Origin of the sequence: Halobacillus sp. BAB-2008, assembly GCF_000328325.1 — a bacterium.
Lineage (GTDB): Bacteria > Bacillota > Bacilli > Bacillales > Halobacillaceae > Halobacillus.
Map to the genome: position 1 here is coordinate 1 of NZ_ANPF01000047.1, position 14,836 is coordinate 14,836.

14 protein-coding genes and 1 rRNA gene are annotated in these 14,836 nt (G+C 45.1%); 7 read left to right on the forward strand and 8 right to left on the reverse strand.

All coding sequences use genetic code 11. The features are described from left to right. From D479_RS11015 to D479_RS11025, 3 genes are all read right to left on the reverse strand, one after another. Positions 1-848 (reverse strand): acyl-CoA dehydrogenase family protein (locus D479_RS11015; RefSeq protein ID WP_008636931.1); only part of this gene is annotated, 848 nt, incomplete at its 3' end. A gap of 216 nt (positions 849-1,064) precedes the next feature. Continuing rightward, complete coding sequence (locus tag D479_RS11020; protein ID WP_008636934.1) at positions 1,065-1,871, reverse strand: STAS domain-containing protein; 807 nt, start codon at positions 1,869-1,871, stop codon at positions 1,065-1,067. A gap of 129 nt (positions 1,872-2,000) precedes the next feature. Beyond that, complete coding sequence (locus D479_RS11025; RefSeq protein WP_008636936.1) at positions 2,001-2,849, reverse strand: LysR family transcriptional regulator; 849 nt, start codon at positions 2,847-2,849, stop codon at positions 2,001-2,003. A gap of 105 nt (positions 2,850-2,954) precedes the next feature. On the opposite strand from D479_RS11025, the gene D479_RS11030 reads away from it, so the two are divergent. After that, positions 2,955-4,166, forward strand: coding sequence for an MFS transporter (locus D479_RS11030; protein ID WP_008636938.1), 1,212 nt, complete (start codon positions 2,955-2,957; stop codon positions 4,164-4,166). A gap of 260 nt (positions 4,167-4,426) precedes the next feature. On the opposite strand, the gene D479_RS19930 is transcribed toward D479_RS11030, so the two are convergent. Beyond that, the gene (locus D479_RS19930) at positions 4,427-4,930 is read right to left on the reverse strand and encodes a GNAT family N-acetyltransferase (protein ID WP_008636940.1); all 504 of its coding nucleotides are present in this window, start codon (positions 4,928-4,930) and stop codon (positions 4,427-4,429) included. 47 nt (positions 4,931-4,977) lie between these two features. Beyond that, positions 4,978-5,862: a LysR family transcriptional regulator gene (locus D479_RS11040; RefSeq protein ID WP_241210924.1), complete on the reverse strand. Its 885-nt coding sequence runs from the start codon at positions 5,860-5,862 to the stop codon at positions 4,978-4,980. Positions 5,863-6,055: 193 nt separating this feature from the next. Between D479_RS11040 and D479_RS11045 the strand changes: the two genes are divergently transcribed. The 3 genes from D479_RS11045 to D479_RS11055 all read left to right on the forward strand — a co-directional run bounded on the left by D479_RS11045 (position 6,056) and on the right by D479_RS11055 (position 8,588). Next, positions 6,056-6,982: a putative sulfate exporter family transporter gene (locus D479_RS11045; RefSeq protein ID WP_241210925.1), complete on the forward strand. Its 927-nt coding sequence runs from the start codon at positions 6,056-6,058 to the stop codon at positions 6,980-6,982. Between the two features lie 126 nt (positions 6,983-7,108). Then, positions 7,109-8,011 (forward strand): DMT family transporter, encoded by a 903-nt coding sequence (locus D479_RS11050; protein WP_008636948.1) that lies wholly within the window; start codon positions 7,109-7,111, stop codon positions 8,009-8,011. Beyond that, positions 7,998-8,588, forward strand: coding sequence for a cysteine dioxygenase family protein (locus D479_RS11055; protein WP_008636949.1), 591 nt, complete (start codon positions 7,998-8,000; stop codon positions 8,586-8,588). The genes D479_RS11050 and D479_RS11055 overlap by 14 nt, the downstream gene beginning before the upstream one ends. A 17-nt stretch (positions 8,589-8,605) precedes the next feature. Here D479_RS11055 and D479_RS11060 read toward each other — a convergent pair whose 3' ends face one another. Next, entirely contained in the window at positions 8,606-9,760 is a 1,155-nt protein-coding gene (locus tag D479_RS11060) for an AI-2E family transporter (protein WP_152413379.1), read from the reverse strand. Between the two features lie 408 nt (positions 9,761-10,168). Between D479_RS11060 and D479_RS11065 the strand changes: the two genes are divergently transcribed. After that, positions 10,169-11,446 carry a glycoside hydrolase family 68 protein gene (locus tag D479_RS11065; protein ID WP_008636952.1) on the forward strand — a complete coding sequence of 426 codons (1,278 nt, stop codon included), beginning with the start codon at positions 10,169-10,171 and terminating at the stop codon, positions 11,444-11,446. A gap of 75 nt (positions 11,447-11,521) precedes the next feature. Further along, entirely contained in the window at positions 11,522-12,853 is a 1,332-nt protein-coding gene (locus tag D479_RS11070; protein ID WP_008636953.1) for a glycoside hydrolase family 68 protein, read from the forward strand. A 57-nt stretch (positions 12,854-12,910) separates the two neighbouring features. Here the strand turns inward: D479_RS11070 and D479_RS11075 are convergent, their stop codons facing one another. Further along, on the reverse strand, positions 12,911-13,570 hold the full coding sequence (locus D479_RS11075; protein WP_241210926.1) for a lysozyme family protein: 660 nt from the start codon (positions 13,568-13,570) through the stop codon (positions 12,911-12,913). A 249-nt stretch (positions 13,571-13,819) separates the two neighbouring features. On the opposite strand from D479_RS11075, the gene D479_RS11080 reads away from it, so the two are divergent. Then, the gene (locus D479_RS11080) at positions 13,820-14,677 is read left to right on the forward strand and encodes an S-adenosyl-l-methionine hydroxide adenosyltransferase family protein (protein WP_008636962.1); all 858 of its coding nucleotides are present in this window, start codon (positions 13,820-13,822) and stop codon (positions 14,675-14,677) included. A gap of 40 nt (positions 14,678-14,717) precedes the next feature. Here D479_RS11080 and rrf read toward each other — a convergent pair. Beyond that, positions 14,718-14,831, reverse strand: a 5S ribosomal RNA gene (rrf, locus tag D479_RS11085). Positions 14,832-14,836: the final 5 nt, after the last annotated feature.

The following is a 14,836-nucleotide window of genomic DNA, read 5'->3' on the forward strand; positions in this document are numbered from 1 at the left end:
ATATGGGATACCTCTGAAATGGGCGTGTCCAAACTGTTCGGTTGAAAATTGCGGGCGAACTCAATAGCATCATTCCTGGCAGCCACGGCAATTCCCAGATAGCACGCAGGAATGTGAAGGAGCCATCCCTTCGGTTTAGATTTCCCTTTGACAGCTGTCTCTACCAGATCTTCCACAGACAGTTCGACATCTGTCAGTACGAGATCATCGCTTCCTGTCCCTCTCATCCCAAGTGTGTCCCAAGTTTTCTCAACCGTTACACCCGGTTGATGACGATCGATTAAGAACCAGCCGACTTGATCCAAATCCTCCACGTAGGCTGATACAATGTAGTAGTCGAGAAGTTCTGCCAGGGAAGTGAAGGATTTTCTTCCATTCAGTATATAAGCATCCCCGTCTCTTACCGCGGTCGTCTCCGGTACTCCCCCGCGGGTCGGGCTGCCTGTGGCAGGTTCTGTCGCTGCTCTGTTAACGACTTTCTGGTCCTGGACTACCTCTTTAGCCAAACGATCAAACTGCTCCTTCTTCCATAGCTGTTCCTCTGAAAGCTCCATCATCACACCCATGTGCCAGCCGATGGACAATGCGACCGAACCATCCCCTTCAGCAATTTTTTCCTGCATCAGAATAAGTTCGTACAAGGATACCGCTTCGCCGCCGTACCCAGTAGGCAGGGCAAGTGCCGGATACTCTTGCCGCTTGATTGCAGCAAGCGTCTTCGGGGAAAACGAAGCCGTATGATCGGCATCCTTTTTATGCATTCGCGCTTCCTCTGCAATCGCTGCCGCTTTATCAAACAAGCGCTGCTGCCGCCCATTCTTGATCCATGGCTTCCATATATCTCCCATCACATTCCACTCCCTCTTCCATTGTTCTACTTTAAATCATACCCGACAACTCGGAATAACGCGAGCGCCTTGCTTCTCCTTTTAACGATACCCTCTAAGTGGAAAAAAATTCTTCGTGAATGTTCCATTCTTGACCTTCACTTCTCTTCCTTGCACGATCATTTAAAAAGGAAGCCGCCAAAAAAACAAGGCCTCTCTTTAGGAGAAGCCTTGCTTCTATTTTGTTTCCACATTCAAATGCTGCAACGCTTGTTTAACAGACGCATAGGTCTGTAAGGATAACTCACTAAAGTCCGCATAAGGTGCGCTTTGAATAGCGAAAGATGGTTTTATTCCTGTTATGACCAATTTAGTACCCATGAGATCGAGAAGCTGATTCATCTGGTAAATTCCCATATGTATCGCTTCGTTATACGAATAAACTGCCGACATATCCATAATCAGGTAGTCCTCTTTCGATTCTTTCACATGGTGACTGACTGTTTCAAGCATCTGCTGAAGCCGCTCATCATCCACTGTACCAATCAAAGGAAGGACAGAAATATTATTCTCAATCGGAACAATTGGTGTAGAAAGACGCTTGAGTTCAGATAAGTAATGTCCGATCAACTCTTCCTGCTCCCGACGTTTTGTCACATCCTTCTGAACACCGACAAAATATGTCTGGTCCATCTGTTCGATGTACACAGGGAATATTTGCAGCTCGTTCCAGAACAAGGATCCATCTTTCCGGTAGTTCCTCAGCTCCACCAAGACAGGCTCCCTGTTAGCCAATCCCTGTCTGATCAACTTTATTTTTTCCGGTTTTGTTTCTTCTCCCTGCAGGAAACGGCAGTTCTTCCCTAATATTTCTTCAGGCTGATAGCCGGTTAATTCCTGGAAACCCTTATTGCAATAAATCATCGGATTGTCTTCCTGTTCCGGATCTGTAATAACGACACCGGCCCCGACGCGGTCGATCGCCGCTTTGATGAATTCGTTCTGCTGTATTTCTTCCAGCTTAGCAAATGAGATTTCACTCACTATGAACAATCCCCTCTAGTATGGAATGAATACTATCATGATAAAATGAATCCCTATAGTTGTGCAAGCGACACCCTGCATGAATTTCCAACCAATTTCGACAAATAAATGGATTCTACCTGTTTTATCCTAAGAATCCTTGAAAAAAATGTGCAGGTGTTCGATGTAGGCCCGCACCTGCGGCAGTTCACTCATATTTTCTTTCGTGCATGCCCACGTTTCTCTTGCTGCGATTTCTCCTCCCACCATCAGCGGTTTATGATGATAATAATCTTTCTCATTTTTTATAATGCTTTCCGGCAGCACTGTAGCACCAATCCCGCGCTTCATCATCTGCTTCGCCGTTTCGAATTGATCCACTTTAAACGAACGTTTGATGCCAGGGTTTTCTGCCAACCACTTGTCGAGGAGTATTTGAAATCCCTGGTCGCTCTTGAACTCGATAAACGGCCGACCCTCCATTCTTTCAAAGGGCAGAGAATCGAACAAATACAAACGATCATGAAATAAATGATGTATTTCGTAGCCGGGAATCGGATCTCCCCGGACAATACAGATATGAAAATCCTCTGCCGTCTGCCTAATTTCTTCACTTGTGCCGGTAACTAGGTCAATCGATACATCCGGATACTTATTCATGAATGATTGGAGCTGCCCCGCGAGGAAATACTGGCTGAACAAAGAGGAGGCACCAATGGATACTGTCCCGGCTATCTCTCCTCTGGCAGCAGCAAGTTTTTCATGAATCTTTTTTTCTGACTGGATCATAAAATCCGCGTGTTTCAGCACCAATTCTCCTGAGGGGGTGGGGATGAGCTTCTTCGGCGTCCTTAAAAAGAGCGCACTTCCAAAATACGCCTCTATGTATTTTAACCGCTGAGTAACTGCCGGCTGGGATATCAGTACTTTTTTTGCTGTCGCATGAATGGTTCCATACCGTTTCAAAGCCAGGAGTAGTTGGAAATCTTCCAGTTTCATCGCTATCCCTCCATAACTTTTACTTATCACTTTTCATTATAAACCAGTATTATTCAAATACCTATAAAAGCAGTACGATAAAGACAGTATTTAGGAGGTGCGGAAATGGATCGTTTTCTTACACAAAAGCTGATGAGCGCTTACTTTCTCTATGAGTGCGGCAGAGCTATGTACTTTGTCCTGATTACCTGGTTCCTCTATCAGTGGACAGACAATGCTTTATATACTGGTCTCCTCGTAAGCTTCGGGTTCGTACCAGGGTTATTTTCCAATCTCATTTTCGGAGTAATCATTGATCGCGGAAACCGGAAGCGCCTTGCCGAAATTGCAGGCTTGCTCAGCGCGTGTTGTTTGTTGGGGTTATGGAGTACGTTTTTCTTCGGATGGATGCACCTATGGATATTCATTAGTTCTCATATGATCATGCAGACACTCGGTTCGTTATTCAGACCTTCATTACAGGCACTTGTTGCAGAAGTCTATCCAAAGGAATCGCTGCCGCGGATATTCTCATGGTCCAATACAGCGACGATCACTGGAAGTTTGACCGGAGCTTCATCAGGAGGGCTTCTGGCCGGCCTGGTAACCATGAACGTATCCATAGCCATCGTACTCTTTCTTTATACAGCTGGATGGATCGCCGTCACCCGCCTTGCTTATCAGCCTTTGTTCGAGCGAGGATTAAGACCTCCATCCTCCTTTTTGAATGAGTTGAAAGGCGGATTCATTTACGTCCACGCCAACAGAATGCTTTACGGCCTGTTTGTTATGACTATGATCGGCCAACTGACCTTTCATACGACACTCGGTTTTCTCAGTGTGTATACAAGTGAGCACCTTCAGCAGGATGCATTCGTTTATGGACTTCTGGACAGTGTATTCTCCATTGGAGGAATCACAGCAGGGGTTCTGGGCACGTGGTGGTGGTCTACTTTCAGGAACCGCCTGGGTATCATGTCTCTGCTGCTTATGGCGGCAGGGCTCCTCATCGTTGTCTGGACCCAGCAGGTCTGGGTATCTTTTATCGGATTCTTTCTAATCGGTCTCAGCACTTCCTTTGTCCGCGCCTTGCTGCAATCCATCCAGCAGATGGTGACCGATGCTGACTTTCATGGACGAATGTCGAGTTTACGCATGCTCTGCAACCAGACATCTGTCGTCGTGACAGGACCGATATTCGGCCTTATTGCAGAAGGATACGGCGTCCGTTATGTTTTCCTCATGCTGGGTATTCCGGTTGTTCTCGGCATCGTCTGGTCTGTCATTCAATCGAAGCACCCGGCATTCCTTGAGATCACAGCTAAACAATCCGCTTGAACAAAGCAAAAAAGGTATGCCTCGGGATAACCCGAAGCATACCTGCTATTGGATGTCTTTATGTTTGTAAGATTATCTTATCTCGTCTCTTCCTTCGGTGTGCGATAAACCTTCTCTACCTCAACTCCTAGTGCCTTCAAATAGTCGACGATCTGGTCTAATCTTTTCATTTTTTCACCTCAGTATGAAATAAGATTTGGTCTACGTTCGTAAAGATTCATCTGTCTACCATTAAGTACGTGCGGGGACCGGGCGGCGTTTCAATTTTTTATACTATTCTTTACCCTCGGATCATCTTCGTTATGCCATTCTTTGCACATTTGGACATTTTTTATCGAAATGCCTCGAACGACCTTTGTTTGTTCCGCTACTGCTGCAAATCCGTGACTCTCAAAGAAAGGAACAGCAGGGAAGCTTGCTTCGGTTGTTAACAAACACCTACGCTGTTGAACCGCTTCTTCCATCAGCTTATGAAGCAAAAGGGAAGCGACCCCTCTGCGCCGGCTGTACTTATGGACATAAAGAAGGTCCACGACGTCTTTGTACAGGCTTCCAAGGCCGATGACACGCCCGTTTTCCCTGACCACCCACGTACTGCTTTTCTTTAACCGTTCGCACAGCCCCTGTGTATCAAGGAACCCCGCAGCCCAAGCCTCCCGTTGTTTTTCCGAATAAGGAGAACAGTCATCGTCGCAAATGGTCTCTCTGATCATCTGGATAATTTCCTGTAAATCATCACCCTTATACCATTTCTCTACGTTCAACCAAATCCCTCTCTCTTTCATCTTATCAGAATAAGATGCCGGTAAATTTAATAATTCTTTGACAATTGGTGGAGCGCTCGCACTTCCTCCATGAACTTGTCCACAGAGTCGCTGATTTCTTCTCTGTTCATCGGAGTGACGATAGAAAAATACCGCGTCGTTGTTTTTATATAGGGAAGCTGCATGATCAGGTGTTCGACACCTGTGTGACAGACAACTGTTTTAGATAAAAAGGACAAACCAAGACCCGCTTTCACCCCTTGGACAACTCCGTGATTACTTCCGATTGTAATCATCTTCTTCGGACGAATGTTGAAGCTCTCCAACATGGAATCCATCATCGCTCTTGTACCTGATCCTTCTTCCCGGGTGATCCACGTCTGATCCTGGAGATCAGCGAAAGTAATAGACGATTGTTTTCGAATCGGATGGGCCTCCGGCACGAGGACGACCATTTCATCTTCCATGAACGGCTCCGAGCTTAAACCATGCTGGGTAACCTTCCCCTCTATGAGTCCCACATCCAAGTCATGGTGCTGGACGGCCTCATTAATCCGCTTCGAGTTTTCAATTCTTACCTGTAAATCAACAGACGGGTAAGCCTGATCGAATGCTTTTAAAATAGGCGGAAGAATGTATTCCCCCACCGTATAACTCGCACCGATACGAATCAGTCCACCAAGCTCCCGCTGGTATTCTGATACTTCCTGAACGGCCTTATCAATCAAACCGATTGCCTGCCTTGAACGCTGATAGACAATCTCCCCTGTCTTTGTCAAATGAAAACGCTTCGGCGATCGATCAATCAACGTAGCATCAAAATAACGTTCTAAATTCTTTATGTGGGAACTTACTGTCGGTTGGGACAGATTTAAGCTGGCTGCTGCTCTTGTAAAGCTTTTTTGATCCACCACTGCCACAAAGGTTTTCATTGCTTCAAAATCCATAGTCTCACCCAATCATTATGTTTTTTAATTATAACTATTATAAAGTTTTATTTTACTAATAGATAGTCCGAGCGTATGATGGGGAATGGTCAGAAGGAGGATACACCTATGAATCAACAAATAAGAAATTACCTTCCCGGAATTGTTTTTACCGCCATCCTTGCTGGTGCAGGATTCCTTGTGGCTGAGACTGCCGCTTGTTAACCAAGTGGGGCCGTTGGCAGCAGCAATTGTGCTTGCTGTCATTTACAGACACTTCTTCGGATATCCCGAGCGACTGCACACAGGAATCCGCTTTTCGACGAAGAAGCTGCTTCGTTTAGCTATCATATTATTCGGTTTAAAACTGAACATCGATGTCATTCTTCATGAAGGATTACCTTTACTATTCCGCGGTACACTCGTTATCCTGTTCGCTGTCGGCTTGATGATGCTGCTTGCGAAAATCTTCAAAGCAGACAAATCGCTTACTTTGCTGCTCGGTATCGGCACCGGTATATGTGGTGCTTCCGCAATTGCAGCGGTTTCTCCAATCTTGAAAGCGAAGGAAAAAGACACCGCTCTAAGCGCAGGTATCATATCGGTGATCGGTACCCTGTTCGCCATCGCATACACGATTATCCGCCCATTATTGCCGGCAGACGCAGAGACCTACGGAATGTGGGCGGGCTTAAGTCTTCACGAAATCGCACATGTCGCACTTGCAGGAGAGCCTGCAGGAGAAGACGGACTTGCCATGGCTCTCCTTGCCAAGCTCAGTCGTGTCTTCCTGCTCGTACCGGTCAGCCTGATTCTCGTATGGATCATGAACCGAAAAAAACGGAATGAAGAAAGCGGCCGTGCTATCGCTTTCCCATGGTTCCTTCTGGGTTTTATTGCTTTGAGCTTGTTCGGCAGCTATATAGATGGAACGCTGTTTACAATACCCGCTACTGTTATGAACGGTATATCGACAGGAACGTCCTTTATTTTGACAATGGCGATGGTTGGTCTCGGCTTGAATGTGAGTCTCTCTGATGTGAAGAACAAAGCATGGAAACCGACGCTGTTGCTGCTTGTCACATCGGTACTTCTTTCCTTATTCACCTATTGGATCGTTGCCTGAAAACAGGTATCTCCCAGCGAAAAAAGAACCCTCATGTGGGTTCTTTTTTTCTTCCTGCGATTCATGCTCGTCCACTATGTGCATATAGTATAGGGACACTTTTTTGAAGGAAGGAATATCATTCACATGGGAATGTCTCAAACAAGGGCCGGGGCCTCCTTTTACGCTTTCCTGTCTATTACATTCTGGGGGATCTCTTTTGTATCCACGAAGGCCGTCTTGGATAAGATGGATCCCTTATCGCTTCTCGTCGTACGGTTCGGAATCGGATCCCTTTTCTTATTTCTGCTTATTCTTCTTTTGAGAGAACCATGGAAGGTCCGCATCTCCAACCTTCCGCATTTAATCATCCTCGGGGTTCTGGGTGTATTTATTCATCAAGTTATCCAAGCATCCGCTTTATTAACTATCCAAGCATCCGATGCAGGCTGGCTCATCGCCTTTTCCCCAATATTCACTATTTTCCTCTCCTTTCTATTTCTTCAGGAGAGGATCACTATAGGGAAAGTTCTGGGAATCACTTTATCCGTCACTGGAGTTCTGATGATCACGACTTGGGGACGGGGAATGAGTCTGGAATTCTCTCTATCTATTGGATATATTCTAATGATTCTAAGCACACTTAATTGGGCGGTTTACACCATATTGCTTCGAGCACTTGCCGTCCCGCTGCCACCTCTCGTCCTCACCTTTTATATGAGTATGATCGGGTTTATTCTTACCCTTCCCTTCTTTGTCAGAAATAACGGTATCCAGCAGCTTTACGGTCTCACATCTGCTGATTGGAGCCACCTTCTTTTTCTGGGCATCTTCGTTTCCGCCGTCGCTTATTGGTACTGGGCGAAGGCTCTTGAAGTCATGAAGGCTTCTCAAGTCTCTGTATTTCTATACTTTGAACCACTGGCTACTCTTGGTGCAGCGGTTCTCATCTTAAATGAACGATTAGCTCCTGCTTCTATCGCAGGAGGCTGTCTTATTGTTTTCGGTGTCATGATTGTACAAGGAAGATTTATCAATGGGAAGAATTAAGGAGGAAGAACTAATGAACCTTTTGGAACGTATGAAGAGAGCGTTCTCCACCATGTCTTCATGGAAGCCGGAAGAGATCAAGCAAACACTGCTGAACCTGGATGTATCGTTAGAGGAAGTGACTGCTTTTCTCCGAGATCCGGCAGGGAAACCATACGCCCGGAAAGTCTTGTATCAGGACGATCATGTAGAAGTGATCGTCATGAATTGGAGTGCCCTAGCTTGTGCACCGCACGACCATGGCCAATCAGCCGGATGGATCCAAGTCCTAAGCGGCCGGACCAAACAGACCATTTACAGAGTGGAGAACGACAGTCTTCCTGAGCCGCTTTTTACAGAGACGCAAAATAAAGGGTCTTGTTTCTTCGCACCTGTGCGGGGTGTCCACCAAATGGCGCAAGAAGGGGGAGAGCCACTCATCACGCTTCACCTTTATTCCCCACCCATCCGCGGAATGAAGGTGTACGATCTGGAAGCATGTGCTGCCTGTATTGTATCCACTGACTGCGGCGCATGGTGGCCGGATGATCAGAAGCAGAAAGTAAAAGAAATCCAATTAAAAAAGAAGCGGACTTGAGGCCCGCTTCTTTTAATTTATTGATCCAGTTTATACTTATCTTCATCCTCCGCAAAGCGGTTGTACCGTGTCTGCAGCCAGTAAAAGATATGGGAAACGAACACTTTAAGAATGGCATATCCCGGTATGGCGAGGATGATTCCGACTACCCCGAACAAATGGCCTGCCGTAAGCAGGACAAAGATGATCGTAACCGGATGGATATGCAGGCTTTTCCCCATAATCTGTGGAGAGATAAACTTTCCTTCAAGCAGTTGGACCACTGTCCACACAATGGCCAGCTTCAATACCATAAATGGTGATGTCACGATGGATATGATCAAGGCGGGCGTAATTGCAATTGCCGGTCCTAAATATGGTACGACACTTGTCACACTGGCGATTGCCGCAAGTAAAAGAGCATAATCCAAGCCGATAATCAGGAACCCGATGTACATCATCACTCCGATACAGAAACTGACGATGATCTGGCCTTGAATGTAAGCACTAAGCTGATGATCAATGCCCTGAAAGACACTCTTCACTCCGGGACGAGCTTTCGGAGGAAACATACGGAGAATTTTCTCCGGCAGATGATGCCCGTCTTTCAGAAGGTAGAAAAGGATGAATGGAAGCGTAACTAAAGCAACGACCACACTTGTCACCGTGGATATGATGTTCGTAATCCCTTCGACCGTCTGAGAAGCATAGGATGATATATAATCAGGTACCTGGTTCAACAACTCATCTACATCATTGAACATATTTGTGTAGTAGCTGGAGAAGATGGAATTCTTCAACCATTCATCTGCTGACTTGATCATATCGCCAAGGTACTTCGGTAAATCCTCCGCCAGACTGATCAGCTGTTTCTCCAGGAACGGAATGATCAGGACAATAAGCAGCGTGATCAGACCTACCAGCACAAGCAGCGTCATCAAAATGCCCCATATCCGTTTGATCCGCCAAGATTCCAGTAAATTAATGATCGGACGAAGCAGATAGTAAACAACTACAGAGAGAATTAACGGCAGTGCCACCGTTTTTACAAATATGAAGAAAGGCTCGAAAATAAAGCCGACACTTGAATAAATGAAAATGTTCAAACCGATTAACAGCAAGATCCCTAAAACATATAATAATTTCCTGCCGCCGAAAAATCGGATAAACGGTGTGGAATCCCAACGATTCATAATCATTACCCCTTCACGAATAAACAACTCTTCTTTATTTTTCCTCAGTTTATCATAATAGAAACCCCATAATGAACACTTTTGATTCACCGGTCGAGCGATTCTTCCTTTTACTCTACCATTGAACCAAAGACCTTATCCCTATATGGAATCGATTCCATATAATCTATAAATAACGAATAATTTACAAAATCATACAGAAGAGTCGATATTATTATCTCATTTTTTTCTTTAGTTGGAAACCTTTGCATAATTAAAATTAAGCTTAAGACCCTTGGTACATCCCCTCTTTCATTTTAATTCCACTAATGGCTGATACTTTTGGCCTGCATTGACCATATGGAATCCATTCCATAAAGTTAACCATGTGCTCCGGAGCATAATACTACTACATATTAGGAGGCAACAATGAAACGTACTTATTCTTCTTTATTATCTAAAATTGCGTTAACCGGTCTTGTTCTCGTTGGAACATTGGCACAAAGCCCTCTTCAAGCAAATGCACAAACAGACGAGGACACTCCAGTTTGGTCGAGAGAAGACGCCCAAAACTTCCAATTGACGGAAGAGAATACAGCGCCTAATCTCGATTCTTTCACTGATGTGGCACCTGACTACTGGATATGGGATACCTGGCCTTTAAGAAACCGTGATGGTTCTATTGCGAAAATCAAAGGTTACTATGTTACCTTTGCCCTGACTGCAAGCAAGGAATATACGTGGGGCGGACGGCATGATCACGCCGTTATTCGTTACTTCTATTCCAAGAATGGAAAAGACTGGACGATGGGTGATGTTCCTTATGATCAGGAAAAAGCCTTTGGTTCCCGTCAATGGGCTGGATCTGCAATGCTGGATAAAGACGGAAAGGTCCACCTTTTCTACACAGCTACTGGACGTAAAGGGGAACCGACTTTCGAACAACGTTTAGCAAAGACAACGTTTGAAATGGATGCCAAAGGGAACTCCGGCGTCACTGTATCTAACCAGGGGGAACATCAAATCCTGGCAGAGGCAGATGGAAAATACTACGAAACACAAGAACAGAAAACCGGTGATATCATTTATTCCTTCCGTGACCCTTGGTTCTTCCAAGACCCTGAAACAGGGGAAGAGTACCTCATTTTTGAAGGAAACAGTGGTGGGTTTGATAAGACATTGAAGCAGAAGCACATCGGATCTACAGGTGAGGATGTTCCAGCCGGTGCAGAGAATTATAACGGGAACATCGGTATCGCTGAAGCGACAAACGATGACCTGACTGATTTTGAACTTCTTCCTCCACTGTTGGAGGCAAACGGAACAAACCAACAATTGGAGCGTCCGCATGTTGTGAAGAAAGGTAATGATTACTACCTGTTCACGATTACACACGAATTCACCTTCGCCCCAGGTCTAAAAGGGCCGGACGGGCTCTACGGATTCCATGGTGAATCTCTATTCGGAGATTATGAACCGATGAACGGAAACGGTCTTGTTGTGGCGAATCCGAAAGAAGATCCATTCCAAACCTACTCATGGGCTGTTTTACCACACGGACAAGTCATTAGTTTTGTGAATGAATTTTATGATGAGAATGGAAACTTCCAATTCGGCGGCTCTTTTGCCCCAACCCTTAAGATTAACCTCAAAGGTGATACATCCAAGATCACTAACGTTATGGGTGAAGGTGAAATCCACGGATAATGAAGAACCAATGGAAAGAAGCTAGGTTTTTAAGCAAAACCAGCTTCTTTTCTTTTAAATAAGGAGGTAAGACTAATGGTATTTAGAAGAAAAAGCTTGAAACATATCGTTATGGCGATTGTATTGAGTATGGGAGCAGCCGGCTTCGCGGGAAGCGTCTCTGCACAAGAAACACCAACATCCAACTGGACGATCGAGGATGCTTTGAAAATCGAGCGTACGGATGCAACCACAGCTCCTTATATCGAACCAGACTTTGAAAAGATGGCACCGGAACTCCACGTTTGGGATACTTGGCCATTACGGGAGAAGGACGGATCACTTGCTAAGGTAAACGGAAATTACGTTATCTTTTCCCTTACAGCACCGTCTGATCTGCTACCCGGAAAGCGTCATGATGTAGCAGCTATCCGCTATTTCTATTCTAAAAATGGTCAGGATTGGACGCTCGGCGGAGAAGCATTCCCTTCCGAAGATGCTTATGGTTCAAGGCAATGGGCTGGTTCTGCCATGATGGAAAACGGGAAACTCCATTTGTTTTATACGGCGACAGGCCGTAAAGGAGAAGAAACATTAACTTATGAACAACGCCTTGCACTGGCAACAGGCGATATAAAAGCAGATGGAAATGGCGTTTCCTTCACAAACTTCTCCCATGACATAATCCTGGAGCCGCATGGTAAGTATTATCAAACTCAGGAACAGTCCCAACAAGGCGATATCGCTTATACCTTCCGGGATCCATGGTTCTACGAGGATCCGAAAAGCGGTAAAGATTACATCCTTTTCGAAGCGAACTCGCCTGGAGCTCCAGCAGAGAGAAGTTTAGATAAGGCATATATCGGCAGTGATGCATTCAGCAGCACCCATGAAGTATTTATGGAGGATTTCGCTAAACAATTCAATGGAAGTATCGGCATTGCGGAAGCTAAGAATGGCGCCTATACAGAATTTGAAGCACTCCCTGCTCTTCTTGAAGCTAATTACGTAAATCAGGAGCTGGAACGCCCTCATATCGTGAATAAAGGGAATAAGTACTATTTATTCACAAGTACACATGAACATAAGTTCGGCCCAGGCGTGGACGGTCCTGACGGGCTTTATGGATTCACATCGAATTCCCTATTCGGAGGTTATGAACCTCTAAACGAAAGCGGCCTTGTTCTTGCTAATCCGGATGGCCATGACTACCAGTCGTACTCTTGGACCGTCATGCCCAATGGGAAAGTGATCAGCTTCTACAATTTCCATGACTTAGATGGGAAGAACATAGCAGATTTAGGAGGAACCACACCGGAATACCAAATGTCGCATTTCGGCGGTACGCTTGCACCTACAATCAAGCTGTCCATTCATAACGACACTACAAACATAAATGGAGATTCAAAACCTGGAAAAATCAGATAATAAGTATATTCTTATCATAAAGAAGAAAGAGGCCCCGTATAGGGCCTCTTTCTTCTATCACATATTAGTGACTGCTTTATAATCCGACTCTTCCACATACCCAAGGACCGCATCTACATAGTATATATCTCCATAACATGCACCATACTGTTCTGCTTCTTCCCTGATACAGCTGTATATCCCGGTGTCTCTCAATTCGTCGTACTTTTGTGCGGAAAACTCGATGGCAAGTTCCTGCGTGTACTCGCCCCCTCGTTCCATAACAAATTCTATAAATCCAGGTCCGAAATTATAGGACTGCAAAGCCAGCTTCACATCGTAATCAGCACGTTCCAAAACATCACCAAAATAGCTTACCCCCTGTTCAATGGAGCGTTTTGGCTCTGTAATGCAGCCAACCTCTCCGCACAAGGATTCAGATGCCTGCATCGGATCGTTTCCCCGACCTCCTGATTCCTGCATCATCACAGCGAGAATAACTTCTGTATATGGTTCAATCCCCTCTTTAGCCGCATACGATCTAACCTCTTCCTCGTAATCAAGCACATTTGTAGACAGCTTCGGTTCCTTTTCCGTTCTCAAACTGCTCGCAATCTCTTGACCTATATCATAATCATTCATTACATAGAGAAAAATCCCAGCGAGAAGAAAGGGGAGAAAGAACATCAAGAAGCCGGCTTTTTTACTTTTGCTTTTGCTTTTGTTTCTGACAGACAAATTCTCCCTTCCTTCCATACGAAAATAACACTTTCATTCTATCATGTTAAAAGATCATCTTCCTGTATAATGAATCGGTAATACACTGGATTAGTTTGATTATTCTGTCATTTACGGATTATAATTACCTAAAGGCAATAAACGACTGAATGATACGGATAATTATCTACTTAGAGACATAAGCTTCTTCGTATGACTTAGAGAATAGCTGGTTCTTTACAAACCAAACCTTAGAAAGAAGGGATCCCTATGAAGAAAAGCCTTGTTTTACAAACAGACTTCGGTTTAAGTGACGGTGCTGTCAGCGCCATGTACGGGGTATCTCTTTCCGTAGATCCTGATTTAAAGGTTTTTGACTTAACCCATGATATCCCTGCTTTCGACATTTGGGAAGCATCCTACCGCTTGTATCAAACGATCAGCTACTGGCCCGAAGGTACCGTTTTTGTATCTGTCGTGGACCCTGGAGTAGGCTCGGGCAGAAAAAGCATTGTCGCTCAAACGATGGGAAACCACTATATTGTAACCCCTGACAATGGTACGTTGACTCATGTCAACAAGTATATAGGGATCAGAGAAGTTAGAGAAATCGATGAGAGAATTAACAGACTTCCTAACTCCGGGGAATCCTACACCTTCCACGGGCGGGATGTCTATGCCTATACTGGTGCCAGATTAGCTTCAGGAGCTATTTCCTTCTATGGCGTAGGCGCTTCCCATCCCCACGACCGTATCGTATCCCTTCCTCTTCAAACGGCACAGTTGGATAATGGTGTCATTCAAGGTTCCATTGATGTTCTCGATATACGATTCGGTAACTTATGGACAAATGTAAGCAGAGAACTTTTTTCACAGTTGGACGCGACGCATGGAGATGGCTTGGAGGTTACGATTGATAATGGAACGAGACAGACTTATAGGAACAGCATGATATTTGGTAAATCTTTTGCAGATCGTCATATAGGTGAGCCGATCCTTTATGTGAACTCGTTGGATAATCTGGGTATCGCTATCAATCAAGGCTCTTTCGCAGATGCCTATCATATACAACCAGGCCCGAATTGGACAGTAACCGTCCGAAAAGCATCGCACAATAATTTTAATTAACAAAAAAACCTTCAGGATAAACCTGAAGGTTTTTGAATTGACGTGGCAGCGTCCTACTCTCACGGGGATCTACCCGACTACCATCGGCGCTGAAGAGCTTAACTGCTGTGTTCGRCATGGGAACAGGTGTGACCTCTTCGCCTTCACCACCACATCAAT

Coding starts and splice junctions, on each gene's coding strand:
- D479_RS11060 (WP_152413379.1), bottom strand. CDS start 9,760: ATGAATCGTTGGGATTCCACACCGTTTATCCGATTTTTCGGCGGCAGG.
- D479_RS11050 (WP_008636948.1), top strand. CDS start 7,109: ATGGGAATGTCTCAAACAAGGGCCGGGGCCTCCTTTTACGCTTTCCTG.
- D479_RS11025 (WP_008636936.1), bottom strand. CDS start 2,849: ATGAAACTGGAAGATTTCCAACTACTCCTGGCTTTGAAACGGTATGGA.
- D479_RS11040 (WP_241210924.1), bottom strand. CDS start 5,862: ATGAAAACCTTTGTGGCAGTGGTGGATCAAAAAAGCTTTACAAGAGCA.
- D479_RS11055 (WP_008636949.1), top strand. CDS start 7,998: ATGGGAAGAATTAAGGAGGAAGAACTAATGAACCTTTTGGAACGTATG.
- D479_RS11030 (WP_008636938.1), top strand. CDS start 2,955: ATGGATCGTTTTCTTACACAAAAGCTGATGAGCGCTTACTTTCTCTAT.
- D479_RS11065 (WP_008636952.1), top strand. CDS start 10,169: ATGAAACGTACTTATTCTTCTTTATTATCTAAAATTGCGTTAACCGGT.
- D479_RS11080 (WP_008636962.1), top strand. CDS start 13,820: ATGAAGAAAAGCCTTGTTTTACAAACAGACTTCGGTTTAAGTGACGGT.
- D479_RS11070 (WP_008636953.1), top strand. CDS start 11,522: ATGGTATTTAGAAGAAAAAGCTTGAAACATATCGTTATGGCGATTGTA.